This window comes from Sphingobium sp. VMM, from assembly GCF_056790315.1.
This window is the reverse complement of the sequence record NZ_JBXGSI010000005.1, coordinates 44,445-70,040: the sequence shown is the minus strand read 5'-3', so window position 1 is coordinate 70,040 and position 25,596 is coordinate 44,445. Positions and strand designations below refer to the sequence as shown.

The 25,596-nt window shown below is 64.9% G+C and carries 23 protein-coding genes; 10 read left to right on the top strand and 13 right to left on the bottom strand.

Annotated elements, in window-relative coordinates; all coding sequences use genetic code 11:
• Window positions 1–105 precede the first annotated feature (105 nt).
• From ACUCV3_RS08315 to ACUCV3_RS08280, 8 genes are all read right to left on the bottom strand, one after another.
• On the bottom strand, window positions 106–1,083 hold the full coding sequence (locus ACUCV3_RS08315) for an NADPH:quinone oxidoreductase family protein (RefSeq protein ID WP_279776157.1): 978 nt from the start codon (window positions 1,081–1,083) through the stop codon (window positions 106–108).
• A gap of 3 nt (window positions 1,084–1,086) precedes the next feature.
• Entirely contained in the window at window positions 1,087–1,728 is a 642-nt protein-coding gene (locus tag ACUCV3_RS08310) for a nuclear transport factor 2 family protein (RefSeq protein WP_279728362.1), read from the bottom strand.
• 2 nt (window positions 1,729–1,730) lie between these two features.
• Window positions 1,731–2,738, bottom strand: coding sequence for an LLM class flavin-dependent oxidoreductase (locus tag ACUCV3_RS08305; protein WP_279728363.1), 1,008 nt, complete (start codon window positions 2,736–2,738; stop codon window positions 1,731–1,733).
• 36 nt (window positions 2,739–2,774) lie between these two features.
• Entirely contained in the window at window positions 2,775–5,174 is a 2,400-nt protein-coding gene (locus ACUCV3_RS08300; RefSeq protein WP_279728364.1) for a CaiB/BaiF CoA-transferase family protein, read from the bottom strand.
• Window positions 5,175–5,315: 141 nt separating this feature from the next.
• A complete protein-coding gene (locus ACUCV3_RS08295) occupies window positions 5,316–5,957 on the bottom strand; it encodes a flavin reductase family protein (protein ID WP_136187091.1) in 642 nt (213 codons plus the stop codon).
• A 3-nt stretch (window positions 5,958–5,960) separates the two neighbouring features.
• A complete protein-coding gene (locus tag ACUCV3_RS08290; protein WP_069338646.1) occupies window positions 5,961–6,782 on the bottom strand; it encodes an enoyl-CoA hydratase/isomerase family protein in 822 nt (273 codons plus the stop codon).
• 94 nt (window positions 6,783–6,876) lie between these two features.
• Window positions 6,877–7,614, bottom strand: a complete 738-nt coding sequence (locus ACUCV3_RS08285) for a TetR/AcrR family transcriptional regulator (RefSeq protein ID WP_097382884.1) — start codon at window positions 7,612–7,614, stop codon at window positions 6,877–6,879.
• A 202-nt stretch (window positions 7,615–7,816) separates the two neighbouring features.
• Window positions 7,817–9,862: a PQQ-dependent dehydrogenase, methanol/ethanol family gene (locus ACUCV3_RS08280; RefSeq protein ID WP_482240542.1), complete on the bottom strand. Its 2,046-nt coding sequence runs from the start codon at window positions 9,860–9,862 to the stop codon at window positions 7,817–7,819.
• A gap of 247 nt (window positions 9,863–10,109) precedes the next feature.
• Here ACUCV3_RS08280 and ACUCV3_RS08275 point away from each other — a divergent pair, with 247 nt between their 5' ends.
• The 3 genes from ACUCV3_RS08275 to pncB all read left to right on the top strand — a co-directional run bounded on the left by ACUCV3_RS08275 (window position 10,110) and on the right by pncB (window position 13,708).
• Window positions 10,110–11,555 (top strand): carboxylesterase/lipase family protein, encoded by a 1,446-nt coding sequence (locus ACUCV3_RS08275; protein WP_482240541.1) that lies wholly within the window; start codon window positions 10,110–10,112, stop codon window positions 11,553–11,555.
• Complete coding sequence (locus tag ACUCV3_RS08270) at window positions 11,552–12,319, top strand: enoyl-CoA hydratase/isomerase family protein (protein ID WP_279728367.1); 768 nt, start codon at window positions 11,552–11,554, stop codon at window positions 12,317–12,319. Before ACUCV3_RS08275 ends, ACUCV3_RS08270 begins: the two co-directional genes overlap by 4 nt.
• 84 nt (window positions 12,320–12,403) lie before the next feature.
• Complete coding sequence (gene pncB / locus ACUCV3_RS08265) at window positions 12,404–13,708, top strand: nicotinate phosphoribosyltransferase (RefSeq protein ID WP_279728368.1); 1,305 nt, start codon at window positions 12,404–12,406, stop codon at window positions 13,706–13,708.
• Here pncB and ACUCV3_RS08260 read toward each other — a convergent pair.
• The 5 genes from ACUCV3_RS08260 to ACUCV3_RS08240 all read right to left on the bottom strand — a co-directional run bounded on the left by ACUCV3_RS08260 (window position 13,705) and on the right by ACUCV3_RS08240 (window position 19,792).
• Complete coding sequence (locus ACUCV3_RS08260) at window positions 13,705–14,715, bottom strand: alcohol dehydrogenase catalytic domain-containing protein (protein ID WP_279728369.1); 1,011 nt, start codon at window positions 14,713–14,715, stop codon at window positions 13,705–13,707. The genes pncB and ACUCV3_RS08260 overlap by 4 nt on opposite strands.
• Window positions 14,712–15,905, bottom strand: a complete 1,194-nt coding sequence (locus ACUCV3_RS08255; protein WP_048936635.1) for a sulfotransferase family protein — start codon at window positions 15,903–15,905, stop codon at window positions 14,712–14,714. Before ACUCV3_RS08255 ends, ACUCV3_RS08260 begins: the two co-directional genes overlap by 4 nt.
• 17 nt (window positions 15,906–15,922) lie before the next feature.
• Window positions 15,923–17,095 (bottom strand): hypothetical protein, encoded by a 1,173-nt coding sequence (locus tag ACUCV3_RS08250; protein WP_048936636.1) that lies wholly within the window; start codon window positions 17,093–17,095, stop codon window positions 15,923–15,925.
• A 110-nt stretch (window positions 17,096–17,205) separates the two neighbouring features.
• A complete protein-coding gene (locus ACUCV3_RS08245) occupies window positions 17,206–18,165 on the bottom strand; it encodes a transporter (protein WP_279776160.1) in 960 nt (319 codons plus the stop codon).
• 67 nt (window positions 18,166–18,232) lie between these two features.
• Window positions 18,233–19,792 (bottom strand): inorganic phosphate transporter, encoded by a 1,560-nt coding sequence (locus ACUCV3_RS08240; protein ID WP_432215151.1) that lies wholly within the window; start codon window positions 19,790–19,792, stop codon window positions 18,233–18,235.
• A 199-nt stretch (window positions 19,793–19,991) separates the two neighbouring features.
• Between ACUCV3_RS08240 and ACUCV3_RS08235 the strand changes: the two genes are divergently transcribed.
• From ACUCV3_RS08235 to ACUCV3_RS08205, 7 genes are all read left to right on the top strand, one after another.
• Entirely contained in the window at window positions 19,992–21,626 is a 1,635-nt protein-coding gene (locus ACUCV3_RS08235) for a Na+/H+ antiporter (protein WP_279728372.1), read from the top strand.
• Window positions 21,623–22,252 carry a TetR/AcrR family transcriptional regulator gene (locus ACUCV3_RS08230; RefSeq protein WP_279728373.1) on the top strand — a complete coding sequence of 210 codons (630 nt, stop codon included), beginning with the start codon at window positions 21,623–21,625 and terminating at the stop codon, window positions 22,250–22,252. The genes ACUCV3_RS08235 and ACUCV3_RS08230 overlap by 4 nt, the downstream gene beginning before the upstream one ends.
• 98 nt (window positions 22,253–22,350) lie before the next feature.
• Window positions 22,351–23,133, top strand: coding sequence for a sterol desaturase family protein (locus tag ACUCV3_RS08225; protein WP_279728374.1), 783 nt, complete (start codon window positions 22,351–22,353; stop codon window positions 23,131–23,133).
• Between the two features lie 3 nt (window positions 23,134–23,136).
• Window positions 23,137–23,601 carry a VOC family protein gene (locus ACUCV3_RS08220; protein WP_279728375.1) on the top strand — a complete coding sequence of 155 codons (465 nt, stop codon included), beginning with the start codon at window positions 23,137–23,139 and terminating at the stop codon, window positions 23,599–23,601.
• 79 nt (window positions 23,602–23,680) lie between these two features.
• Window positions 23,681–24,544, top strand: a complete 864-nt coding sequence (locus ACUCV3_RS08215; RefSeq protein ID WP_279728376.1) for an SDR family NAD(P)-dependent oxidoreductase — start codon at window positions 23,681–23,683, stop codon at window positions 24,542–24,544.
• A gap of 93 nt (window positions 24,545–24,637) precedes the next feature.
• The gene (locus ACUCV3_RS08210) at window positions 24,638–25,153 is read left to right on the top strand and encodes a nitroreductase/quinone reductase family protein (protein ID WP_279728377.1); all 516 of its coding nucleotides are present in this window, start codon (window positions 24,638–24,640) and stop codon (window positions 25,151–25,153) included.
• Between the two features lie 16 nt (window positions 25,154–25,169).
• Window positions 25,170–25,583 carry an EthD domain-containing protein gene (locus ACUCV3_RS08205; protein WP_010338972.1) on the top strand — a complete coding sequence of 138 codons (414 nt, stop codon included), beginning with the start codon at window positions 25,170–25,172 and terminating at the stop codon, window positions 25,581–25,583.
• Window positions 25,584–25,596: the final 13 nt, after the last annotated feature.

The following is a 25,596-nucleotide window of genomic DNA, read 5'->3' as shown; positions in this document are numbered from 1 at the left end:
GCATGACTTTGGCGGCGCGTTTGCGCCGCAAACCGCCCAGATTTTCGATGATCAACGGTGTGAACTTCGCGACGATGACCTGAGCATGACCCTGTAATGACCCGATCAGGCCATTTCGATCACCACCTTGCCCTGCGCCTTGCGATCCATGATCCAGCGGATCGCTTCCCGGCTCTCGTCAAAGGCGAACCGCGCGCCGATCGCCGGCCGCAATCCGCCTTGTTCATACCAGTCATAAAGCTGCGCCATATTGGCGGCATGGATGTCCGGCTCGCGCCGGCTGTGCATCCCCCATGTCACGCCGACGATCGACGCCGTCTTCACCAGCGGCAGGTTCAACGGGATCGCGGGAATGGTCCCGGCGGCAAAGCCGACCACCAGATAGCGCCCGTCCCAGCCCATGGTGCGAAAGGCCGGCTCGGCCAGATCGCCACCGACCGGATCGAAGATCACATCGACGCCGCGCTCCCCGGCCAGCGCCTTCACCGCCTGCTTGATGTCAACCTCAGCATAATTGACCGTCTCGTCCGCGCCATGCGCCCGCGCCAGATCCAGCTTTTCCGCGCTGGAGGCCGCCGCGATCACCCGCGCGCCCATGCGCTTGCCGATCTCCACCGCCGCCAGTCCCACGCCGCCCGCCGCGCCCAGCACCAGCAGCGTCTCGCCGGCCTGCAACCGCCCGCGCTGGCGCAGCCCGTGCAGCGCCGTCGCATAGACCATGGTGAAGCCGGCCGCGACGTCGAAGCCCATCGCATCGGGAATGATGCTGGTGCGGAAAGCCGGCGCCACCGCCTGCTCGGCAAAGGCGCCCTGGAACGGGATCGCCGCCACCCGGTCGCCGATCCGAAAACCGCTGACGCCCTCGCCGATCGCATCGACCACCCCGGCCGCCTCACCGCCGGGGATGAAGGGCAAGGGCGGCTTGGTCTGGTAGAGATTCTGGATCATCAGCGCGTCGGGGAAATTGACGCTCGCCGCCCGCACCGCCAGCCTGATCTCGCCCGGCCCCGGCTGGGGCACGGGCACGTCGCGGAACGCCAGTTGCTCGGGCGCGCCATGCGCCTCGCACATCAGCGCCCGCACGGATCAGCTGCCCAGAAACTGCTGGCGCATCTTGTAATAATCGTCGCTCGGATATTTCTCGCTATGCTGTCCCGCCGGCCAGTCGGCATAGGGCGTCAGCGCCGGTTCGGGCGGCGAGGTATAGTCGGACAGGCCCCGGCGGCGGATGATCTTCCACACCCCGTTTCGCCGCTCCAGATCGTCGAGATAGCGGCCCTGGAAGAACACATCCTCCTCACCCCCGCCTTCCTTGCGGTCGCGCCGATGCTGCGCAAAATAATAGCATTCGGAAAAAGCCTTGTCCCCCTTCACCTCGACCGAGACATTGGTGATGTGGTGGCAGGCATATTTGAGCGTCGACACGATCTTGAAGGCGAAGCCGACGAAATCGGACGACTTGCCTTCGAACTTGCCATGCTTGTGCGTCGATTCCGGCCAGAAGAGCGACCGCAGCAGCGCCTCGTCCGCCCGATCATTGGCCCGCGCATAGGCATAGAGGAGTTCGGTGATCGCCTGCTTGGACTCGATGATGTCCAGCCGCTGGGCCATGTCCATGCCGCTCCCCTTTCCCCTGGGCGCGGCGGCCGATGCTTCGGCGGCGGCGGCCATGCCGATCGGCAGCGCCAGCATGGCGGCCAGCGTGCCGCGACGATTGCGTTCTTCCATGCTCATTCTCCCGGATTTTCCAGCAGGCCCGGCTCGGCGCGCAGGCGCGGCAGCACTTCCTTTTCGAACAGGCGCAGGCTGCGCCACGATACTTCGGGGTCGAGCCCACCCAGCAGCGCGTGGAAGGTGACGGCGGTGCCCCGGCCCAGCCCCTTGAGATATTCGAAACATTCGTCGGGCGTCAGCACCTTGATGTTCGGCATCGCCTTCAGCCCCTCGATCGTCTCGGCGGGCTGATAGCGGGTCTGGCCGGTGCCCCGCTCCTTGGCCCATTCGGCATAGGCGTTGGTCGCATAGGCGACATGCGGCGCCACCAGCGGCCAGTCGCGGTCGGGATCGTCGGAGACATAGAGGAAGCTCGCCGCCGGCGTGCGCAGTTCCTCGGGCGGCGGGAAGCCGGCCTTTTCCCGCTCCTCCTTGTAGAGGGTGAACAGGTCGGGATGACCGGGAAAATATTGATAGCCGCCCTTGGCCGCGCGGATCGCCGACTTGTCGGTCGACCCGCCCATGTAGATTTTGGGGCCGCCCGGCGTCGCCGGCGCCGGCGTCACCCGCACGGTGCGCTCGCGAAACTCGAACGGCTCGCCGGTCCAGGCCTGCTTCAGAGTGGCCATCGCCTCGTTCATGATCGCCAGCCGCTTGCTGATGTCCTTGCCGAACATCTCGAACTCATGCGGGCGATAGCCCATGCCGGCGGTCAGCCACACCCGGCCGGGCGCAATATTGTCCAGCACCGCCAGATCCTCGGCCAGCCGCAGCGGATCATGCATGGTGACGACCAGCGCCGAAAGATGCGCGACGATGTTGTCCGTCGCCCCCAGAATAGACGCCGCCTGCACCATGGAGGACGGGCAATAGCCGCCCTCCGCGCCATGATGCTCGGCCAGGAACACCTGGGTGAAGCCCAGCTTGTCGGCCCATTGCGCCTGCTCGATCGCGGTGCGGTAAAGCACGGGATGCGGCGCACCGAAATCCGGCCGGTTCATGTCGTAACGAAGGTTCAACTGCACCCTTTGGGTTCCTCTTCCCGATTATTGGCTGTTGGTTCAGGCGGCCGAGACGCGCGACTGGATGCGGCCGGTCACGTCCGCCGCCTGCATCGCCTTGCCGCTGTCGATCAGCGCGTCGATCGCGTCCGGCGCATAGCCGATCTCGGCCAATATCTGCCGCGTATGCTCGCCCAGGCGCGGCGCGGACTTGCGCGCATGGCCCGGCGTGTCGCTCAGATGGATGAAGCTACCGAACTGGCGGACATGGCCATACATGGAATCGAAATTCTCGATCACCCGGTTGCTGGCCACCGCCCAGTCCTGCCACAGCGCCTCGCGCACCCAGCTCTTCGCCGCGGGTATCTCGCACGGCACACCCGCCGCATCGAGCAGGGCGAAGGCCTCCGCGCTCGTCTTGTCGGCAAACCAGGGCTCCAGCGCCGCCAGCAGCGCCGCGTCATGCAGCGACCGTTCCTTTGGCGAAGCAAAGCGCGGATCGTCGATCAGCCCGGCCTGCCCCACCGCCCGCGCCAGCGCCGCGAAGCGATCATCCTGCCGACACGCAATGCAGATCCAGCCGTCGCTGGTGCGATAGAGCCGGTCGAGCGCATTATAGCCGGCCTGATCCTTGTCGAGGCGGAAGCCGTAGACGACCTGCTTGTCGGCATCCAGGAAATGCTCGGACGTGGTCCACAGGCTCGAATGGAGCTGGGGTATCTCCATATAGTCGCCGACGCCGCTGATCGCGCGCCGCTCCAGCCCCATCAATATGCCCGCCGCGCCCAGGAAGCCGTTATTATAATCCTCATTGCCGAACACCGATCGGGTCGGCGGATTGCCCGCGCCGCCGCCTTCGTAGAGCAGGCCGGTCCAGCCCGATACCAACGGCGCAAAGCTCTTGAGCAGCGACTTTGGCCCCCTGGAGCCATAGCCGGGCAGATAGACATAGAGCAGGCGCGGATTGATCTTCGACAGCGCCTCATAGCCGATGCCCAGCTTGTCAGCCTTGCCGGGGCGCAGATTATGGGTGACGACATCGGCCTGCGCCACCAGCTTCAGCGCCGCCTCCAGCGCCTCGGGCTGCTTCAGGTTCAGCACGATGTCGCGCTTGCCGCGCTGCGCTGCGTCGAAACAGTCGGGCAGCGGGCGCATCTGGTCGCCGTCGGGCGTCTCCACCTTGATGACGTCGGCGCCCAGGTCCGACAGCAGCCGCCCGCCAAAGCCCACCGCGAAGAAGGAGGAGAAGTCCACCACCCTGATGCCTTCAAGCGGCCGGTCGATCGGCTTGCCCGCCGCCGCCAGTTCGCCCCGCTTGCGCGCGATCAGATCGGCCAGCAAGCCATTGTCGGCGCCGATCATCGGCGCCGGTCGCGGCGCGGCGCAGGGCGTGCGATCGAACCGCACGGCAGGCGCCGCCTGATAGATGGTGCCGAATTCCGCGTCCGGCAGCGCAATCCGCTGCCCGACAAACTCCACCTGCTCGTCCAGCAGCACTTCGGCCGGTTCCAGCACCGGCAGAGCCGCCACATCGGCCGCCTGGAACAGCGCGATCCATTCGGCGCGCGGCCGCGCCTTGAACGCATCGAAAATCTCGACGCGGGCGATATGATATTCGTCATCGCTCAGCGGTACCGACATTTCCGCCGCGCCCTTGACCACCGAGACCCGGTCGCCAAAGCCCAGCTGGTCCATCGCCGCCTTGAAACCGCCCTGGCCGCCGGTATGGATCTGCAGGAACAGGCCGTCGCCGCATTCGAACATGCCGGTCACCAGCCGGGTCCGGCCAAAGCGGTCGACCGCGCCGGAATCCCCCGCCTTGATGTAGGAAATACCCTCTTCCTGCCACCAGTTGTTCATCGGAGACTGGGCCAGCATCGCGTCGAGCAGCGAGGATTCGACCTTCTGCCCCTTGCCGCTCGATCGTCGCGCACGGATCGCCGTCAGCGCGCCGATCACGCCCAGAAACGCCTGACCATAATGAAGCGCGGGATGCCCCAGATAGACCGGCCCTTCGCGGAACGGGCTGGACTTGTCGATCATCGTGCCCAGCAGCGCGGCCGCCAGCCCCTCGCCGCGCGGCCGGTCGGCAAAGGGCGTGTCCGCGCCATAGGCGGTCAGCGCCGACACGATCAGTTCCGGATAGTCGCGCGCCAGGCTCTCACCGTCCAGGCCAAGTGCCTTGGCTTCTCCCTCCTCCAGTGCATGGATGAAGATGTCCGCTCCGCCGAGCAGTCCGCGCAGCGCCGCCCGGTCGTCCGCATCGGCGATGTCCAGCTCGACACTGCGCTTGGACCGGTCCCAGCTCTTGCGGGTCAGCTCATGGGCGAAATAGGCGCCGCCCCTGGGCTCGACCTTCAGCACATCGGCGCCATGGTCGGCGAGCAGCATGCCCGCAATCGCGACCGGCATTTCGGTCGACAGCTCGATAACGACAAGATGGTCCAGAGGGCCGGGCATCACGCACTCCTGTTTGGCGGTCTGCGCCGCCTCTTGTTCGGATCTGGCCGGTAGTGCGCGGAATCGCGCCTCCGACCTTTCCCTTGAAACAGACACGCTTTTTCCCGGCAGTGCAAGTAATATTGCACTATAGGTTCAAATTCATTCCTTGCTCGTCAGCCGTGCCGGATCATAGCGTGGCCGGTCCATCTGAAAACTGTCGCCGTTGCGCACATACCAGCCGCTGCCATGGGTGCGGCCGATCAATTTCATCGCCGGCGTGTCGAAATAGACCCGCTCGCGATCGGTGATGAACTCGTCGCGGATATGCGCCATCAGTATCTCGCCGATGATCACCGTCTGCATCGTGCCGATGTCCATCGCCGCGACCTTGCGACACTCGAAACTGACCGGGCTGCTGGCTATCAGCGGCGGTGCGACCAGCACCGACGGCGCGGTCTCGATCCCGGCATAGTCGATCTCGCTGACATCGGCCGGCGCATCGACGCTGCAATGGTTCATCTTCTCGGCATCATCCTCGCACACCAGGTTCACAACGAACTCGCCGGTGGCGATGATGTTGGTCGCAGTGTTCTTCAGGCCGCGCGATACCGGCTCCTTCAGCAGGCCCAGCGCGACCAGCGGCGGCTCGGTGCCGACGCAGTTGAAGAAGCTGTAGGGCGCGGCATTGACCACGCCCGCTTCGGAGCGGGTGGTGATCCACGCGATCGGGCGCGGGGTGATGGTCGAATTGACGATCTTGTAGCGGGTCGCCATCGGCAGGCTGCGCATGTCGAACTGCATGACTTATTCCTTCGCCCCAGTTGCGACCTTCGCGGCAGCCTTTGCCGCTGCGCGTGCCTTGAACGCCTCGCGGGCGCGGGGCACTTCCTCCCCCGCCTGACAGGTGTGGCAATAGACCAGTTCCAGCGCATGATTGGCCGACAGGTCGCCGCTTTCCGCCTGATCCAGCAGCCGCTTGGTCAGTTCGACCGCATGGGCATTGCCACCACCGATCGTCGCGCCCAGCGCCAGCGCCTGCGCGACCGCCTCGCCCGGCGGGACCAGCCGGCTGACCAACCCCAGGCTCAATGCCTCGGCCGCCTCCAATGTCCGCCCCGAAAAGATGATCTCGGCCGCGCGTGCCCGCCCCAGTTGCCGGGTCAGGAACCAGGCCGCGCCGCCATCGGGTACCAGCCCGAAATCCAGAAATGGCGCACCGAACCGCGCATCCTCGGCAGCGAAGATCATGTCGCAGGCCATCGCCAGGCTCCAGGACACGCCATAGGCGCCCCCCTCCACTGCTGCCACGGTCGGGATCGGCAGCGCGCGCAACCGGCGGATGATCCGCTGCCCCATCTCCAGCCGAGCGGCGAGCCGCAACGCGCCCTCGCCCCGCGCCGGCGGCAGCTTCACGTCGCCGCCATTGCTGAAATAGCCTTCTGCCCCGCAGAGCAGCAGCATCCGCGCCGGCGTCGCATTTTCCAGCCGGTCGAGCGCAGCGGAAAACTGCTCCCACATGGTGAAGGAGACGGTGTTCTTCGCACGCGGCCGGTTGAGGGTGATGACGGCCACGCCATCCGCGCGCAGTTCGAACAACAGTTCGGGGTCTTCGCTCGGCGCGCTCATCTCACTCTCCCATGCTGATACCCATGTCGGGCCTGGGGCATGCCTAGACGAGGCGCACACCATGATGCAAGAAAATTTGCATCATGGTGCAGATTCAAGTCGCTTTCGTCTTGGTCTTGGGCGACATCGGCAGCGCGTCCATCCCGCGCTCGGCAATATCCTTGATCAGCGCCTCGACTTCCTTGCGCGCCGCGCCCTTCAGCGAACCGAGCAGGCAGGACAGATAGCTGCTGACCAGCCGGACGATCACCTCGTCATCGGGAATGCGGCCCTGCGCCCAATCGTTGATGGTCGCATATTCGAAGCGCACCAGATCATCGACCAGCTTGTCGACCTGCACCCAGGGCTGCAACTGCTTCGTGGCGTCGAGCGCCTCGATCCACTGCTTGTTATGATGGATGGCCGGCGAGTGCATCGCGGTCCAGATGTCGCGGTCGACATCCGAACTGAAATAGAGCGCCATGATCGCCTTGATATAATTACGGATCTTCCGGTTGCGCTGGACGACCGAGATCATCCGCTCCAGATTATGCTGCATCGTGCCGGGCGGGCTCGAATAGACGATGCGGCTGACATATTCGTCGAAATATTCCTGGATCGCGGTGGCGATCATCCGCTCGCGGGTCTGGAAGGCGTTGTAGAGCGTCCGCTTGGCGACGCCCGCGCGCTGGCCAATCTCGTTCATGCTCAGCGCCGCGATCCCCTGTTCGGCGATCACCTTGCGCGTTTCCTCCAATATCCGGCGACGGCGTTCGATGATCGCCGGACTGGAATAGGTCTGCGGCCGATCGCCATTTTCCTTGAGGTCAGCCATGTCCTTGTCCGTCGTCAAATTCGCTCATCCTCCCCGAGGCGCGCCCGGCGGGGGCACGTAACCGACGATCATAACGCAATTGCATGAACGTGCAAATTTGATGCCGCACAGCTGGACTTTGTGCAAGCCCCCGCTCGGCGCAGACAAGGAGCCCCGCCTCCCGATGAAAGGAAGCGGGGCGAAGCAGCATCCGCCACAAGGGGACGGATGCCATGGGAGGTCAGTTCGCCTTGGGCGCGGTTTCCCGCGCGCGCTGGCGGATATAGTGGCGCAGCCCTTCCAGATCGGCGTCGCTCAACTGCTCGAAGGCGCCCATGCCGCGCGCCATCAGCGCCCCGTCATGCACCACCGACTTGAACGTCTCGGCGTCCAGCGGCACCGCCGACTTGCGCAGGTCGGGCGCGGCGCCGCCCGCCATCATGCCCGCGCCATGACAGATGACGCAGCTGCTATTGTAGATGCCGCCGCCGACCTTGGCCTTGGCGGCGTCGACGGTGAAGCCCGGATCATCCTGGATCGGCTCGTCCACCGGCTCGAACTTGGGCAGCGCCTTGGTGCCGCCGATCGCGAAGGTCAGCACCCGGCGCTGCTGCTGGCGATAATCCCAGTTGGGCACATTGGGGAAGCTGCTGCGGAAACCGGTGATCACCGACACATATTGCTTGCCGCCGACCGTATAGCTGATCGGCGCGGACAATATCCCGTTCTGCGCCGGGAAGGACCAGAGCTTGCGCCCGTCGGCGGCCGAATAGGCGTTGAAATTGCCGTCATTCGTGCCCTGGAACAGCAGGCCGCCACCCGTCGCCATGATGCCGCCGTTGAACACGCCAGGTTGCGGCACCGACCAGGCGACCTTGTTGTTGGCGACGTCAAAGGCGACCAGCTTGCTCACCGCAGCGGGCGGCACCAGATTGGGCGGCGGCGCGCCCAGCCCGGTATTGACCATCATCCCCGGCTTGTAGGTCCAGTCCTTCACATTGGCCGGATCGACGAACACGCGGCCGCCCTCCATCACCGGAATATAGCTGAGGTTCGTCTTGGGACTGAACGCCATCGCCTGGACGCCATGCGCGCCATTGGGGAAGGGATACATCATGAACGGCTTGCCATTCGGATATTGCGCCTCGGGATTGATCTCGGGCCGGCCGGTGACCGGATCGATCCGCTTGGCCCAATTCTGCTTGGCGAACTCGCCGGCCGAGATGAACTTTCCGGTCTCGCGGTCCAGCGCATAGAAGAAGCCATTCTTGGGCGCGTGCATCAGCACCGACCGCATCTTGCCGCCAATCTCGATATCGGCCAGCTCGATATCCATCGCATCGTTGAAATCGTGGCTGTTTTCCGGGTTCACCTGATAGTGCCAGGCATATTCGCCGGTCTTCACGTCGATCGCCACGATCGAGGCGAGATAGAGATTGTCGCCGCCGCCGGGCGAACGGATCTTCTGATTCCACGGCCAGCCATTGCCGGTGCCGAGGTAGATGCGGTCATATTTGGCGTCATAGGCCATGGCATGCCACACCGTGCCGCCCCCGCCGAACTTCCACCATTCACCGGTCCAGGTCTTGGCCGCCGCCTCCATCGCCTTGTTCTCGAAGCCCTTGGCCGGATCGCCCGGCACCACGAACCAGCGCCACGCCTTCTTGCCGGTCTTGGCATCATAGGCGGTCACATAGCCGCGGGTGGGGCTGTAATCCGCGCCGCCAAAGCCGACCACGACCTTGTCGCCGGCGACCCATGGCGGGCCGGTGATATAGCCATTTTCCGCCTCGTCGAGCGTCTGGACCGACCAGCGCGGCTTGCCGGTCTTGGCGTCGACCGCGATCAGCCGGCCTTCGCGCGTGGCGGTATAGATCAGCCCGTCCTTATAGGCGATGCCGCGCGTACCCCAGCCGGCGCGCATCCGCCATTTCGCCTCGGGCTGGCTCGCCACGTCGGGATCATATTGCCACAACAGCTTGCCGGTCTTGGCGTCGAGCGCATGGACGACCGACAGGCCCACCGCAAAATAGAGGACGCCATCTATCGCCAACGGCTGGGTATAGCTGTCATAGGTGTCAATATCATAGGACCAGGCGAGGCCAAGCTTGCCGACATTGTCGGCGCCGATCTGGTCGAGCGCGCTATAATGCTGCTCCTTGTCGTCGCCGCCAAAGCTGGACCAGTTGGCGGTCGGACCGCCCGGCGCTGCGCTGTCCGCGCCGCAGGCGACCAGCCCGCTTGCCAGGGCCAGGATCGCCACGGCCGTCGACACTCTTCCCTTCATGTTCTCATCCTTCTCCGTGCGCCCCTGTTCGCGCCTCTTTATATTGCACATTGGTGCAGATTCATGACCCTGTCAACGCGCCTGCGCGCTTGACAGCGATAATCCTCTCCAACATTATTATGCACCATAGAGCAAAATTGGTGAGGGGATGATGGAGATGGTGCAGCGTCCTGTCGCCTGCGCGGCTACGGCCGTCGCTTTATGGGCAAGCCTTGGAAATGCCGCCCCTTCTTCGGCACCGCCCCGATTGTCCACCGCGTCCGGTCCGATCCGCGGCGTGGTGCGCGACGATGTCCGCTTCTTCGGCGGCATTCCCTATGCCGTCCCCCCGGTCGGCGCCAATCGCTGGCGCGCACCGCAACCGGTCCGCGCCTGGAAGACCGAGCGTGACGCTACAGGCTTTGCGGCCGATTGCCCCCAGCCACAGCGCAAAGAGGACGCCGCCTTCCCCCAGGATGAAAATTGCCTGACCCTCAACGTCGCCTCGCCTGACCTTAGCGCCCGCAAATTGCCGGTGCTGTTCGTCGTCCATGGCGGCGCCTATTTCGTCGGCTCGGGTCGGGAGCCGTTCCGCAACGGTATGCCGCCGCTGGTCAAGCAGGGTGTCGTCCTTGTCGCCCCCAATTACCGCATCGGGCGGCTCGGCTTCTTCGCCCATCCCGCCCTGACCGCCGAGGCGCCCAAGGCGACGGCCAATTTCTGGCTGATGGACCAGGTCGCAGCGCTGCGCTGGGTCAGGCAGAACATCGCCCGCTTCGGCGGCGATCCCGACAATGTGACCATCATCGGCTGTTCGGCGGGCGGCTCCAGCATCAATGCGCTGATGGCGACGCCGATGGCCAGGGGCCTGTTAGCCCGCGCCAGCGCCCATTCGGCCGGCGGCCTGTTCAACGCCAACCGCCCCCTGCCCCAGGCGCAGGAACAGGGACTGGCCTTTGCCCAGCGCACCGGCGTGACCGGCGATGGCGCGCCATCGCTCGCTGCCCTGCGCAGGCTCAGTGTCGCGCAGGTGCTGGCCGGTGACAGCGGCGCGCCGGACTTTGGCGCAACCGTCGACGGCAGCTGGCTACCCGCTCCCCTTTCCACCCTGTTCGCAAGGGGCCAGATCGCGCATGTCCCGTTGATCAGCGGATCGACCAGCAACGAAGCCAGCGTCTTTGGCCTGATGGGCTTTGGCCGGGCGGAAATGGCACGGCGCTTCGGCATCGATCTGTCGGCCGTGTCCGCCAGCTATGGCCTGACCGACGAGGCGGAATTGCTGCGCCAGGTTCAGACCGACTTCCTGTTCACCTCGGCGGCGCTCGGCATGACCCAGCTGGCGGCCCGCGCCGGCCTGCCGACACGCGCCTATCAGTTCGATTTCGTGCCGCCCGACCAGCGCAGTTCGAAGCCCGGCGCGGACCATTGCGCCGACCGCCTGTTCTGGCTCGGCCAGTCTCCCTCGGCTGATACGGAAAGCCGGGCGCTCGCCAGGACCATGTCAGGCTGGATGATGAACTATGTGCGGAACGGCGATCCCAACGGCCCCGGCCTGCCGCCATGGCCCGCCAGCCAGGACGGTCGCACCAACCCGCTGGTCATCGGCCAGCATATCGCCGCCACCCCCGACTTCCGCGCCCGCCAGCTCGCCCCCTGGTTCGACAAATGGCAGCGGGAAAGCAGCCAGTCCTTCGGCTGGACGCCCACGCCATGAGCCTGCGGCTGGAGCATGACGGCGCAGTGGCGATCGTGACGCTCGATCGCCCCGACCGGCGCAATGCCTTCACCATGGCGATGCGCGGCGAGATCGCCACGCTGTTCGACAATCTGGCGCAGGATGACGGGGTTCGCGCGGTCGTCCTGACCGGTGCAGGCGGTCATTTCTGCTCGGGCGCCGATACCGGCGAGATGGGCGCCGCCGACAGTGCTGCTTTCCTCAAGCGGATGCGCGCGCTCCACCGCATGATCCGCGCCATCATGGCCACGCCCAAGCCCGTCATCGCAGCGGTCGACGGTGTCTGCGTCGGTGCCGGCTGGAGCCTGGCGCTCGCCTGCGATCTGATCCTCGCCAGCCCGAATGCCAGCTTTGCCCAACTCTTCGGCCGGATCGGCTACGCGCCGGACGCTGGCGCCATCTGGCAATTGACCCGGCTGGTCGGCCCGATGCGCGCCAAGGAAATCGTATATAGCGGCCGGACGCTGACCGCCGATGAAGCCTTGCAGCTCGGCCTCATCCTCTCGATCGAGGCGGAACGACCGGTCCGAGACGCGGCGATCGACCTCGCCACCCGCATTGCGAAGGGGCCGCCTGTCGCGCAGGCGATGAGCAAGCAATTGTTCGAAGCGACCACGCTATCCTTCGACCAGTTCCTCGACCGCGAGTTCATGGTCCAGCCCTTGCTCGCCACCACCGCCGATCATCGCGAGGGGCTGGCCGCCGCGCGAGACAAGCGCACCCCGAACTTCATCGGCCGATAATCCCTTCATCAGCCTTGCCATCATGATCTCCATGGGGAACGGTGCAGCACGCCCCTGTCAATTTTGCTGTCCATCAGGTTCTTCATGGTCTTCACCGATATCGCCACCCGCACCTACAACCATAATTGGCGGCTTGACCCGATCGTGCGCAGCCTGCTCGACACCGACTTCTACAAGCTGCTGATGCTGCAGATGATCCGGCAGCAGCATCCCGACGTCCAGACGACCTTCAAGCTGATCAACCGAACCCACCATGTGCGCCTGGCCGACATCATCGATGAAGGCGAACTGCGCGCCCAGCTCGACCACGCCCGCTCCTTACGGTTCGGCAAGAAGGAGCTGATCTGGCTGGCGGGCAACAGCTTCTATGGCCGGACCCAGATGTTCAGCCCTGATTTCATCGCCTGGCTCGCGGACTTTCGCCTGCCGGAATATGAGCTGCGCCAGGTCGACGGCCAATATGAGCTGCGCTTTCACGGGCTCTGGATCGAGACGATGATGTGGGAGATCCCGGCCCTCGCGATCATCAACGAATTGCGATCGCGCGCGGCGATGAAGGGGCGTGGCCGCTTCGCGCTCGACGTGCTCTATGCCCGTGCCAAGGCGAAATTGTGGGAGAAGGTCGAGCGTCTGAGCGCCTTGCCTGATCTCGTCATCTCCGACTTCGGCACGCGCCGCCGCCACGGCTTCCTGTGGCAGCGCTGGTGCGTCGAGGCGCTCAAGGAAGGTCTGGGCAACCGTTTCATCGGCTCATCCAACGTGCTGCTGGCGATGGATGCCGACCTGGAAGCGATCGGCACTAATGCGCATGAACTGCCTATGGTGCTGGCGGCGCTGGCGCCGGATGACGCGGCACTGGCCCGCGCGCCCTATGCGGTTCTGGAACAATGGCAGGCCCATTATGGCGGCAATCTGCGCATCGCCCTGCCCGACGCGTTCGGCACCGCCGCCTTCCTGAAGGACGCGCCGGACTGGGTTGCCGACTGGACCGGTTTCCGTCCCGACAGCGCGCCACCGATCGAGGCGGGTGAGCAGATCATCCGCTGGTGGCAGGAAAAGGGGCGTGATCCGCGCAGCAAGCTGCTGATCTTTTCCGATGGCATGGACGTCGACAGTATCGAGGCGACCTATCGCCATTTCCATGGCCGCGTGCGGATGAGCTTTGGCTGGGGCACCAATCTCACCAATGATTTTCGCGGCTGCGCCCCGTTCGAAACCGACGGGCTCGACCCGATCTCACTGGTGTGCAAGGTGGTGGACGCCAATGGTCGCCCGGCGGTCAAGCTGTCGGACAATCCCGCCAAGGCGACCGGTGATCCGGCCGAGATCGATCGCTATCTGCGCGTCTTCGGCGGCGACGGGCGAAAGGCGGTCGCCGTCCAGGTCTAGCCGCAACGGACATGCACCTTGGTCTCTTCATTGGTCCCGCGCAGCGTCGCCATCATCGCCGGCAATTGATCCAGCGCGATCGCGTTGCTGATGATCGCCTTGGGGTCGACATGCCCCTTGTCCATCTGGTCGGCGATGTGCAGGAATTCCGCCATGCGGTAGCCGACGGCAAATTGCAGGTTGGCGCATTTATAGGATGCCAGCGCCGGAATGACCGCATCCGGCGCCGTGCAGAAGCCCAGCGACACGATCCGCCCGAATGGCGCGACATGGTTCACCGCCCGCCCCAGCATTCCGTCCACCCCGACAGCCTCGAACACGATCCGGGGCGCGCCGCCCAGCGCTTCGATCACCTGCCCCTTTTCCTCGTCACCAAAAGAGAAGAAGGCATTGGCACCCATGGCGATCGCCAGATCACGCCGCCGGTCGGATCGCGACAGGACCACGATCCGCCCCGCTCCTAATCGCCGCGCCCAATAGATGGCATAGAGAGCGACCGTGCCCCCGCCGAGCACCAGCACCGGGTCGCCGGGACGGATATCGGCAAAGCGCGCGCCATACAGGCTGACGGCCAGCGGCTCGATCAGCGCGCCATCGGCCAGGGACAGGGTTTCGGGCAGGCGTACCGCCGCACCGGCCGGCACCACCGCAAATTCGGCAAAGCCCCGCATCGCGCCGCCCGGCTTCGCCCCGCACAATACCGGATTGCCATGTTCCTGGCAGGGACTGCACTGGCCGCAGCCGATCGAGGGCATGACCGCGACCCGGTCGCCAGCCCGAAAGCGATCGACACCCGCGCCGACGTCCACCACTTCGCCGGCATATTCATGGCCGATCTGCACGCCGCGGCCATAATCCCATATGCCGCCCCTCGTCATCGAAAGGTCGGTGCCACAGATGCCGCAGCGGTGGACGCGGATCAGCAATTCCCCCATGGCCGGTCGCGGATCGGGCAGGTCGGCGATGACGATCGGCTGGCCATCGCCCGGATAGATGGCCGCCTTCATCGCCCTGCCTCCGCCAGGTCGAAGCGCGCCACATAATCGCCGAACGCCGACCGCACCTCTTGCGCACTCATGCCATAGTCAGCGATCGAATAGCGATGAACGCCATGCTGCATCTCGGGCTTGTCCGCGATCCGCTGTGCCATGGCCATGCGCGTCGCATCGGGCATCTCCATGCCGATAAAGGCATAGATTCGCTCCAGCACGGCCATGGGCTGCGCATGGAAATCGCCATGGACGATATCGAGCAATTGGCCCGGATGGCGTTCCGCCACCTTTTCCGCCTTGCGCACGGCATGGGACCATTTGGCCGTTTCGCGTGCCAGCATCAGCGCGCCGCGCTCGGCCGCCCGCCCTTCCTCCATCGCCCCATGCCCCGCCATCAGCAGCGACACGAGCGAAGGCAAGGCCTTGGCCGGATCGCGATGGGTCTGGATCACCTTTGCATCGGGAAAGACGGCAAAGAGCAGGTCAAGATTTTCGATATGGCCGGGATTTTTGAGCAGCCAGCGCTTGTCCGGGTCGTTGGCACCGATCAACTGCACACAGCGGCGATAATGGTCATAGCCGGCTGCCTCGCTCTGCGCGCACCACCAGGCGTCATAGCTCGCCGCCGACCAGCCGCAGTTCCACAGGTTGGAGACAAAGGACTGACGCAGCAGCATGCAGCATTCATGCACTTCCTCGGCCGCGACATGATGCGCGGCCCGCTTGGCTGGTGCATCGACATAGCGCCGCTCCAGCAAGGCGACCGAACGGCGGAAATCGGCATCGTCCTGCCAGCTTTCGACCGGTGGACGCGGACGCGGCGTATCGAGCAGCCAGCTTTGCAACCCCTGGAAGCGCGGATCGACCGCCATCAGCCGATGCAACGCCGTGGTCCCGGTGCGCGGCACGCCGGTGATGACGACAGGGCTCAGGATCGGCCGGGCATCGAAGCCCGGATGCGCCTTCATCGCCGCGATCGCACTTGCCCGGCCGCGCAGAACGCCGACCACATGCCCCCAGGCAGTGCGCCGCCCCGCCGCGGTAAAGCGCGGATCATAATCCATCGACTGGAGCAGCACGCGAAGCCCCGGCAGATAATCGTCGGGGCCAAAATCATCATGGCCGGTTTCCGCCGTCACCAGATCGTGCAACTGGTCGAGCGCGGCGGCGAAGCGTAGCGGCGGTTCATATCCGTTCGACATCATTGGCAATCCCCTCCCCTTCACCAGCGCCGCCGACGCTGGCAGGCCCGCACCCGCAGCCGCAACTCCTCGGCGCGCTGCTGCGGCGTGACGATCGGCGTGTCGGCGGGCAAATGGATGCGCAACGCGTTCAGCTTCACCCGCGTGATGCTCGGCACCGGCGCGCTGTCGCAATCATACCAGCGGCCATAGATGCCGCCTTCGCGATAGCCGGCAGGATCGAGCCAGTTGGGCACGCCGGGGTCTTCCAGCGCGATGACGGCCCGATATTTGCCGTCACGGCTCAGCTTCGCATAATGGCCGTTGCTGCTTGACAGGCGATAGACATATTCCAGCGCGTTGAAATAGGGGTCGTTGAGCTGGATATTCCAGTAGGGCGCATGGGCTGGGATATCGGTCTCGATGATCAGCGCCTCATCGGCGTCGAACTGGAAGCAGGCCGGCCAGTAGACCTGCTTGGCGAGCGCGCCGGGCATCCGCACCGGCTCGAACCGGTTGAAACCAACCCGCTCCTTCACGCCATTCTGCATCGGATAATAAAGCCGCGTCTTGCGACCGGGGAATTTGGCCATTTCCCGGATGCGCGCGACAATCTCCTCCGGCGACAGGCGCGGCTTGGGTGGCACCGGATCCAGACATTCGATCGTCAGTTGCGGATCGACCTCGTTCAGCCAGTCATAGCTGCGATAGCGCACCATCAGCCCGCCCGCCTGGGGATCGATTGGCGCCCATTTGCCAGCATAGCCCGCCGGGCGCCGGGCGCTCAGGATCAGTTCGAAATGCTCCCCCGGCTCCAGCCCCAGATCGCTGTCGTCCACCTCATGATGGCCATTGGGTCGGGGCATTTCATCGACCGTCCCGGACAAGGCCCTTTGGGTGGTGAAGCTCAATATCTTGCAACTGCCCCGATTGCCGGCGATGCGGTAGGTCAGATCCCCGCGGATCGGCGACTGGAGGTAGATATCGTCCGGATTGGGCTGGAGCGTATAGACCGGGTTCCACAAGGGGGCCCAATCGGGATGCTCCGGCGTGGCATGGAAATAGGCGAAATAGGCATAGGACAGGCTGGTCATCGTCTGGCGATAGACGTCGGCGCGATAGGCCGGATCGTCGGGGCGCCAGGTGTCGCCAAGATTGGCGACCGCACTCTCCAGATCAGTCAGATAGGCCAGGATGTCGGGTTCGATGATCATGATGGCATGCCTCTCCTCTGCCACTGGCGGGCAGCATATAGATAGTATTCACTATCATTTGATTTTAGGAGAGGCCCCGGCCCGAGATCGCCGGCGCGATGGATCGCGGTTCAGCGCCGCATGAACCCCATCCAGCGCAGCAGGCAATAGCTCACCCCCGCCGCCCCGGCCGCCACCAGCGTCGCGGTCAGCGTACCATGCGACGCACCGGCAAAGGGCATGCCCCCAGTGTTCATGCCGAACAGTCCGGTGACCAGGGTCGCCGGCAGCATCAGCGCGGTGATGATCGACAGGATGTAGAGATTCTGGTTGGTCCGCTGCGCCGCCTGTATGTCCAGTTCGTCGCGCAACAGCCGTAATTGCGCTTGGCCCTCCAATATGTCGGCGTCCAGCGCCTGCAGCCGCTGGGTCAGTTTCTCGACCGTGGGCAGCAGCGCGTCCGGCAGTTCCTCGTCCCGCTCCAGCCGCTGGAACACGCCGCGGGCGCCGGCCAGCAGCCGATGCAGTTGCGCGAGCCGGCGGCGAATGCCGACCAGGTCGCGCGGCTGGGGCGGATGATGCCCCTCCAGAAAGGCATCCTCGGCGCGCTGGATATCGGCCGACAGGGTACGGCTGATATCGGCGATATTTTCGGCAATGGCGCCGACCAGCAGGTCCAGCGCCTGCGCACCGCCGATCACGCCCTTCGTCCGCTCCAGCCGATGGCGCGCGATGTCGGCGCAGCGCAGCGGATGCAGCCGGGTGGTCAGCATCAATGTCGGCGTCAACGCCATGCGCAGCGCACCCACCCGCGCGGTATCCGCCACATCGAAGTCCCGCTCGAAATCATGCAGGACGCAGCCAACCGTGTCGCCATCGACCAGCGCCCGCTGATGCGTATCGGGCGACAGGATCAGTTCGCGCACCGCCTCGGGCAGCATCGCCGCCCCCTCGATCCATTGCCGCGTGCCATGATCGGCCAGGTTCAGGTGCAGCCAGCGAAAGCCGCCCGTCGTCCCGCCATCGCAATGATCAACCGCCCTGATCGCATCAGGCGCGAAGTCCAGCCCCCAGATCAGCCCCGGTCCCATGCCCGGAACCGGCAAGGTGATGGGGATCAGCGGGTCGTTCCGGTCGCCGATATGCCGCTCCTGTCGATCAGAATATCTGTGCGAAGACCAGATATAGCAGCCCTGCGAGCAGGATCGAACAGGGCAAGGTCAGCACCCAGGCCATCAGCAGGTTGCGCACCGTCGCCATCTGCAGACCCGATCCATTGGCCGCCATCGTGCCGGCCACGCCCGACGACAGGACATGGGTGGTCGAAACCGGCAGGCCCATATGGTCCGCGCCAAAGATCGTCGCCATCGCCACCAGCTCGGCCGAGGCACCCTGTGCATAGGTGAGGTGCGTCTTGCCGATCTTCTCGCCCACCGTGACTACGATCCGCCGCCAGCCGACCATGGTGCCCAGGCCCAGCGCAAAGGCGACGGCAATCTTCACCCAGGTCGGAATGAAGCGGGTGCCGGCATCAAGCGAGCCCTTGTAGGTCGTCAGCGCCTTCATTTTCGCTTCGGAAAGACCTGCCGCCTTTTCCTTGCCCAGCCGCTTGATCGCTTCGGACGCCAGATACATGTCGTTGCGGATGTTGGAGACAGCAGCGGCCGGCACCTGCGCCAGCGATCCATAATTCATCACCTGCCGATCGACATCGGCGATCAGCAGCGACAGCGCCGGCATGGTCGTGTCGGCAAAGCGCTTGTCGGCGATATAGCGCGTGACCTGCGCCCGCGCCTCGGCCGGCTGCATCATGGCGGGCGCGCGCTGGCCTAGCGCCGCCGTGGCGGCAATCGAATTGGCGTGGAATTCGGTTGTGTAGCGCGCCGGCACCGCGCGGTTGAGCGCATAGGCGGTCGGCACCGTGCCGATCAGGATCAGCATGATGAGGCCCATGCCCTTCTGCCCGTCATTGGAGCCATGGGCGAAGCTGACGCCGGTGCAGGTGAAGATCAACAGCGCACGGATCCACAATGGCGGCGGCATGCCATTTTGCGGCTCGCGATAGAGCGCCTTGTTGCGGACAAGGACTTTCATCGCCACGAACAGCAGCGCCGCCAGACCAAAGCCGATCAGCGGCGAAAAGAGCAGCGCCTGGCCGATCTCGGTCGCCTTGCTCCAGTCGACGCCGGACGTGCCGCTCTTGCCATGCAACAGCGCATTGGCGACGCCGACGCCGATGATCGATCCGATCAGCGTGTGCGAACTGGACGACGGGATGCCCAGCCACCAGGTGGCGAGGTTCCATAGGATCGCCGCGATCAGCAGCGCGAACACCATGGCGAAACCGGCGCTGGACCCGACCTGCAGGATCAGTTCGACCGGCAGCAGCGACACGATGCCGAACGCGACTGCGCCGGTCGACAGCAGCACGCCAAGGAAATTGAAGAAGCCCGACCAGACCACCGCGATATTGGCCGGCATCGCATTGGTGTAGATCACCGTCGCGACCGCATTGGCGGTGTCGTGGAAGCCATTCACGAATTCGAAGCCAAGCGCGATCAACAGCGCCAGGAACAGCAGCAGGAAGGGCAGATAGGCGGTCGGCGCCACGCCCACCGCCGTCGCATCGCTATAGACGCTGTAGACGACATAGATCAGCGCGGCGATGATGGCGGCGCCAAAGCCGATCGAGCCAGCCATGCCCAGCCCCTTGTCCATCTCGGGCCGGCGTGCCCCGCCAATTGCCACGCTTGCATTCATCGAATCGTCCCCGAACGGCAAATAATGTTAACCCTCTAGGTCCGCTGCATGACAGCCGCGTTGCGGTGCTGAAATCGAAGGAAAATTCGCCCCCGGCGCTTGCCCATCGGCAATCCGTCCGCCTAGGGTCGCTCCACACATAAGTTGGAGCGAAGATTTGGACGTCATTTCGGTCGTATTATTCCTGTTGCTGGCCGTCGTCGTCAGTGGCGCTCTGTCGCGCATGATGCCGATTTCCATCCCGACACCTCTGGTCCAGATCGCCCTTGGCGCGATCATCGGCCTGTCGACATCGCACAGGGTCGCGCTCGATCCCGAAATATTCCTGCTCTTGTTCCTGCCGCCTCTGCTGTTCCTCGACGGCTGGCGCATTCCCAAGGATGAACTGCTCAAGGACGCCTCGACCGTAGTCGAGTTGGCGCTGGGACTGGTGCTGACCACCGTCATCGGCATGGGCTTCTTCATCAACTGGATGATCCCGGCGATGCCGCTCGCCGTCGCCTTCGCGCTCGCCGCCGTGGTCTCGCCGACCGATCCGATCGCCGTGTCCGCCATCGCCGCGCGCGTGCCCATTCCCAAGCGCATGATGCACATCCTCGAAGGGGAATCGCTGCTCAACGACGCTTCGGGCCTGGTCTGCCTGCGCTTCGCCATTGCTGCGGCGCTGACCGGCAGCTTCTCGGCCGGCGATGCTGCGCTCAACTTCCTCTGGCTCGCCTTTGCCGGCATCGCGATCGGCGTCGGGGTCACGCTGGTCGTGTCGCGCGCCAAGGCCTGGGTCACGCGCCGCTGGGGCGAGGAAACCGGATCGCAGATCCTGGTCAGCCTGCTGATCCCCTTCGGCTCCTATATCCTGGCCGAACATGTCCATGCCTCCGGCATCCTGGCCGCCGTCGCCGCCGGCGTAACCATGACCTTCGCCGAAATCTCGCGCGAGGCGATGGCCGAAACCCGGATGCGCCGCAATTCGGTGTGGGACACGATCCAGTTCACGCTCAACGGCATCATCTTCGTGCTGCTGGGCGAACAATTGCCCGGCATCCTTGCCGAAGCGAAGCGCACGGTCGCGCTGACCGGCCATAGCGAACCCGGCTGGCTGGCGCTCTACACGGTCGCGATCGTCGTCGGCCTCGCTGCGCTGCGCTTCCTGTGGGTGTGGGTGTCGCTGCGCTTCACAATCCTGCGCAACCAGTATCGCGGCGTCGATGGTCCGCGCCGGCCCAACTGGCGGCTGGTGGCGGCGACATCGTTCGCCGGCGTGCGTGGTGCCATCACCCTTGCCGGTGTGCTGACCCTGCCGCTTGCGCTCAACGACGGCACGCCCTTCCCCGCCCGCGATCTTGCCATCTTCCTGGCCGCCGGGGTCATCATCCTGTCGCTGATCCTGGCCAGTGTCGCTCTGCCGCTGCTGCTCAAGAATCTCGACATGCCGGCCGAAGCCAACAAGGCCGCGGAAGAGGACGCCGCCCGCATCGTCACCGCCGAGGCAGCGATCCAGGCGATCGAGCGGCATCAGCATGAACTGGCCGAAACCCATGGCCATGCCGAACGCTATGCCGAGGCTGGCGCCCGCGTGATGGACCTGTATCGTGAGCGAATCGAGGCCTTGGGCGCAGCCGAAGCCGACAGCCTGCGCGCGCAAGGCGCCCTGTTCCGCGATTTCCGCATGGTCGGCGTCGCGGCGGAACGCGCCGCCCTCCTCACCCTGCTGCGCAGCCGCAAGATCGGCAGCGAGGTCGGGCGCAAGCTCACCCGTGAGCTTGACCTGTCCGAAGCGCGCCTGCGCGCATGAACGGCGGCGACGCCAACAAGCCGGCCCGGCGGCCGCGCCGATCCTCGGCGGAGGTCGCTAGCCGACTGATCCAGGCGGCGCAGGAGGAATTTCGCCGCCATGGCTATGCCGGCGCGACGACCGCCGCGATCGCCCGCGCCGCCGACACGACCGAGGCGCAACTGTTTCGCAGCTTCGCGTCCAAGGCCGCACTGTTCCAGGAAGCCGTGTTCCGCCCGCTCAGCCAGCATCTCGAACGCTTCAATGCGGATCATCCGGTGCCGCAGGACGATGCCAGCCGGGCGGACACGGCGCGTCTCTACATCGCCGAACTGCAACGTTTCGTCACCGAGCATGAGGCGCTCCTGCGGGCGATGATACTGGCCGGAGGCCCGGCGGGGGACAGCGGCAACCCGATCGAGAGCTTGGCCGCCTATTTCGAGCAGGGGGCCGCCGTCCAGTCGGCCCGGATCGAGGGTACGCCGCGCGTCGATCCGCGCCTGATGGTCCGCGCCGCCTTTGCCGCGGTGCTCGCCAATCGGCTGTTTCGCGACTGGCTCTATCCGGCGGGCATGGCGGACGATGCCAGCATCGACGCCGCGATCGCCGATTTCGTGCTGGACGGGATCAACGCCAATCGCGGCTGAGCGCCCGCCTGCATTTCCAGCCTATGTGTCAGCGCCGACAAAATCCCCGGCCCATCCCGTGATAGCAGGCCCTTCTGTCTGCTACGGGAAGGACCGGCGTGCTGGAATATCTGGGAAAGGGCGAGCATCTTCTCTCGCTATGGCTTGGCCTGTTTGTCGCGACCGGGATCGGCGCCGGCATCGTCAGCGGCTATTTCAAGGCGCGCAAGATCCAGCCGCGCGGCTTCAAGTGGAAGATTTTCCGGAACGAAGCCGGCTTTGCCGTCATCAACCTCGCCATCACCGGCGTGCTGCTCGGCACGATCAAGACCAAGCTGGTCGAAATCGGCGCGATCAGCTTCAACCCGGCGCCCGCCACCTGGTGGATGATCGCGCTTGAATATGCGCTCTATTTCTTCCTGTTCGACACCTATTTCTACTGGCTGCACCGCTGGATGCACAAGGAACCGGTCTATAGCTGGGTCCACAAGCTGCATCACAAGTCGACATCCCCCAACCTGCTCACCACCCTGTCGGTCAGCCCGCTGGAATCGCTGATCAATGGCGGCTTCGTGCCGCTGTTCCTGACCGTCTTCACCGTCCATGACGCGACGATGGCGCTGATCGTGCCGACCAACATCATCATGGGCCTCTATGTCCATTCCGGCTATGAGATGCTGCCGCGCTGGTGGAACCGCAGTTGGGCGACCAAATGGTTCATCTCCGCCACCTTCCACGATCAGCATCATCGCTATTTCACCGGCAATTTCGGTGGCTACACGACGATCTGGGATCGGCTGTGCGGCACCATGCGTCCGAAGTTCGAGGCGGATTTCGACAAGATCAAGCAGCGCCGGAGGGCAGACGACGCCCCGGCCACCACCGCCAGCGAAAGTGCCTGATCCATGCGCGACATCGCCCTGCTGCTCGCCCTGCTGCCCGTCGGCGCGGCCCCGCTTCATGCCCAGACGCCACCACCGGTCGGCGCGACCCTGATGGCGCCCGGCCTGCCCGTGGCCGATCTCGACAAGGCGCTGCGTTTCTATCAGGCCGCGCTCGGCCTCGTCCCCGCGACCACGCTGCAACATGGGCCTGTGACGGAAGTCATGCTCTGCGCCGATGGCAAGGCCGGCCGGCTGACCCTGATCCTGCTACACGACAAGGCGCAGAAGGTGCCGCCGGCCGACAACGGCATCGCCAAGATCGTCCTGCGCGTGCCCGACCTGTCGGGTGTCGCATCGCGCATGCAGGCGGCGGGCTATCCGGTCGGTGCGATCCGCGCATCGGGCAAGGGGCCGGCCATATTGATGATCCACGACCCCGACGGCCATGAACTGGAGCTGGTCGGCAATCCGCCCAGCCCGGCCTAACGCCGAAGCGATATCTCCCACATCTGCATGGCCAGACACAGACTGCTTGGGTTAGCCCAGCGCCCCAAGGAGAGAATGGATGAGCCAGACACCCAAGGTCGCGGTCGTCACCGGCGCCAGCCGAGGCGCGGGCCAGGGCATTGCCACCGCGCTCGGCCAGCATGGCTGCATCGTCTATGTCACCGGGCGCTCGGAAAAGGCCGGCGACGCCCCCCTGCCCGGCACTATCTACGAAACCGCCGCCGCCGTGACGGCCGCTGGCGGACAGGGCATTGCCGTGCGTGTCGATCATGGCGATGACGAGCAGACCCGCGCGCTGTTCGACCGGGTGCGCGCCGAACAGGGTCATATCGACATATTGGTCAATAATGTCGCCGCCATCCATGACGAACTCACTTTGCCCGGCCGCTTCTGGGAAAAGCCGCTGAAGCTGGCCGACATCATCACCGTCGGCATCCGCAGCTCCTATGTCGCCAGCTATCATGCCGCACCGATGATGGTCGATCGGCGCCAGGGGCTGATCGTCTTCACATCGGGGTCGGGCGCCTCCCATTATGTCTATGGCCCCGGCTATGGCGCGCACAAGGTCAGCCAGGACAAGATGGCGGCCGACATGGCCGTCGACCTGCGCGATACCGGCGTCACAGCCCTGTCGATCTGGATGGGCGCGCTGCGCACCGGACGCCTGCTGCAACTGATCGCGTCGGACCCGGCCAAATATGCCTATCTGGAAAAGATGGTCGAAACGCCCGAGTTCACCGGCCATGTCATCTGGGCGCTGTCGCAGGATCCGGCATTGGCGGACCATGCCGGCCAGTCGCTGATCGGCGCGGAACTGGCCGAACATTATGGGCTGCGCGACGTGGGCGATCGCCAGCCGCCCTCCTATCGGCAAAGCTATGGCGTCGCGCCGCTGCCCCAATATGACCGGATCATCCGCTGATCCGATCGGCCAAGCATCGCCATGGCGACGCCCTTTTCAGGTCCGTCGGGCGCCCGGCTGGTTTACACCGAAGTTGACAGAGAGGAGGCCGTCATGAGCGACGACAGTTCCGCCGCCATCCGCGACACGCGCAAGGACTGGATCAGCGAGCATCGCGACATGTATCTGCGATCGGGCGGGGCGCAGGGCCATATCATGGACATCACCGCCGTCGGCGGCCATGGCTTCACCACCCACTGCATGATCCGCTATACCGGCCGCAAGAGCGGCAAGACCTTCATCACCACCCTCATCTATGGCGATATCGGCGGCGAAGTGGTGATCGTCGCGTCCAAGGGCGGCGCCGACCATCATCCCGCATGGTATCTCAACATCCGCGACAGCGAGACGGTCGATTTCCAGGTCGCGACCCAGGCCTTCCGAGCGACCTGGCGCGAGCCGGAGGGCGAGGAACGCGACCGGGTCTGGGCCTTCATGTGTCAGGTCTTCCCGGCCTATGCCGGCTATCAACAGTCGACCGACCGCCTGATCCCGCTAGTGATGATGAAGTCGATTGAACCGATCGACGGCTTCAAGGCGTCGGACGCCACCGGCGAACGGCAATATTGAGCGCGGGAGGAGAGCCATGATCAAGCAGATCGTCTTCCTCAGGAAGCGCGACGACCTCTCCATGGACCAGTTCATGGACTATTATGAGAACCAGCATTCGCGCCTGTCGCAGAAGATGGGCGCCAAGCCCGCCCTGCCCAACGCCCAGCGCTATGTCCGCCGCTATGTCACGCCCCAGCCCAACCCGCTGACCGGCGAGGTCATTGATCCCGGCTATGACTGCATCATGGAAATATGGTGGAACAGCCTGGCCGATTATCAGGCCGCGATGAAGGGCCTGTCAGACCCTGCGATGCTCGACATCCGCAAGGCCGACGAACTGCAACTCTTCGCCAGCAACAGCAACCCTGTCTGCCTGGTCGAGGAACATGACAGCCCGATGGGGCCGAATGGCGAGATGATGCAGGTGCAACTGGTGCCGCAGGACTGAAAGGGAAAGCTGG

Excerpts from the sequence above, each read along its gene's own strand:
- ACUCV3_RS08255 (WP_048936635.1), bottom strand. The coding sequence starts at position 15,905 with ATGATGTCGAACGGATATGAACCGCCGCTACGCTTCGCCGCCGCGCTC.
- ACUCV3_RS08310 (WP_279728362.1), bottom strand. The coding sequence starts at position 1,728 with ATGGAAGAACGCAATCGTCGCGGCACGCTGGCCGCCATGCTGGCGCTG.
- ACUCV3_RS08300 (WP_279728364.1), bottom strand. The coding sequence starts at position 5,174 with ATGCCCGGCCCTCTGGACCATCTTGTCGTTATCGAGCTGTCGACCGAA.
- ACUCV3_RS08240 (WP_432215151.1), bottom strand. The coding sequence starts at position 19,792 with ATGGACAAGGGGCTGGGCATGGCTGGCTCGATCGGCTTTGGCGCCGCC.
- ACUCV3_RS08290 (WP_069338646.1), bottom strand. The coding sequence starts at position 6,782 with ATGAGCGCGCCGAGCGAAGACCCCGAACTGTTGTTCGAACTGCGCGCG.
- ACUCV3_RS08205 (WP_010338972.1), top strand. The coding sequence starts at position 25,170 with ATGATCAAGCAGATCGTCTTCCTCAGGAAGCGCGACGACCTCTCCATG.
- ACUCV3_RS08270 (WP_279728367.1), top strand. The coding sequence starts at position 11,552 with ATGAGCCTGCGGCTGGAGCATGACGGCGCAGTGGCGATCGTGACGCTC.
- ACUCV3_RS08260 (WP_279728369.1), bottom strand. The coding sequence starts at position 14,715 with ATGAAGGCGGCCATCTATCCGGGCGATGGCCAGCCGATCGTCATCGCC.
- ACUCV3_RS08210 (WP_279728377.1), top strand. The coding sequence starts at position 24,638 with ATGAGCGACGACAGTTCCGCCGCCATCCGCGACACGCGCAAGGACTGG.
- ACUCV3_RS08215 (WP_279728376.1), top strand. The coding sequence starts at position 23,681 with ATGAGCCAGACACCCAAGGTCGCGGTCGTCACCGGCGCCAGCCGAGGC.
- pncB (WP_279728368.1), top strand. The coding sequence starts at position 12,404 with ATGGTCTTCACCGATATCGCCACCCGCACCTACAACCATAATTGGCGG.
- ACUCV3_RS08220 (WP_279728375.1), top strand. The coding sequence starts at position 23,137 with ATGCGCGACATCGCCCTGCTGCTCGCCCTGCTGCCCGTCGGCGCGGCC.
- ACUCV3_RS08295 (WP_136187091.1), bottom strand. The coding sequence starts at position 5,957 with ATGCAGTTCGACATGCGCAGCCTGCCGATGGCGACCCGCTACAAGATC.
- ACUCV3_RS08280 (WP_482240542.1), bottom strand. The coding sequence starts at position 9,862 with ATGAAGGGAAGAGTGTCGACGGCCGTGGCGATCCTGGCCCTGGCAAGC.
- ACUCV3_RS08245 (WP_279776160.1), bottom strand. The coding sequence starts at position 18,165 with ATGGGACCGGGGCTGATCTGGGGGCTGGACTTCGCGCCTGATGCGATC.
- ACUCV3_RS08250 (WP_048936636.1), bottom strand. The coding sequence starts at position 17,095 with ATGATCATCGAACCCGACATCCTGGCCTATCTGACTGATCTGGAGAGT.
- ACUCV3_RS08230 (WP_279728373.1), top strand. The coding sequence starts at position 21,623 with ATGAACGGCGGCGACGCCAACAAGCCGGCCCGGCGGCCGCGCCGATCC.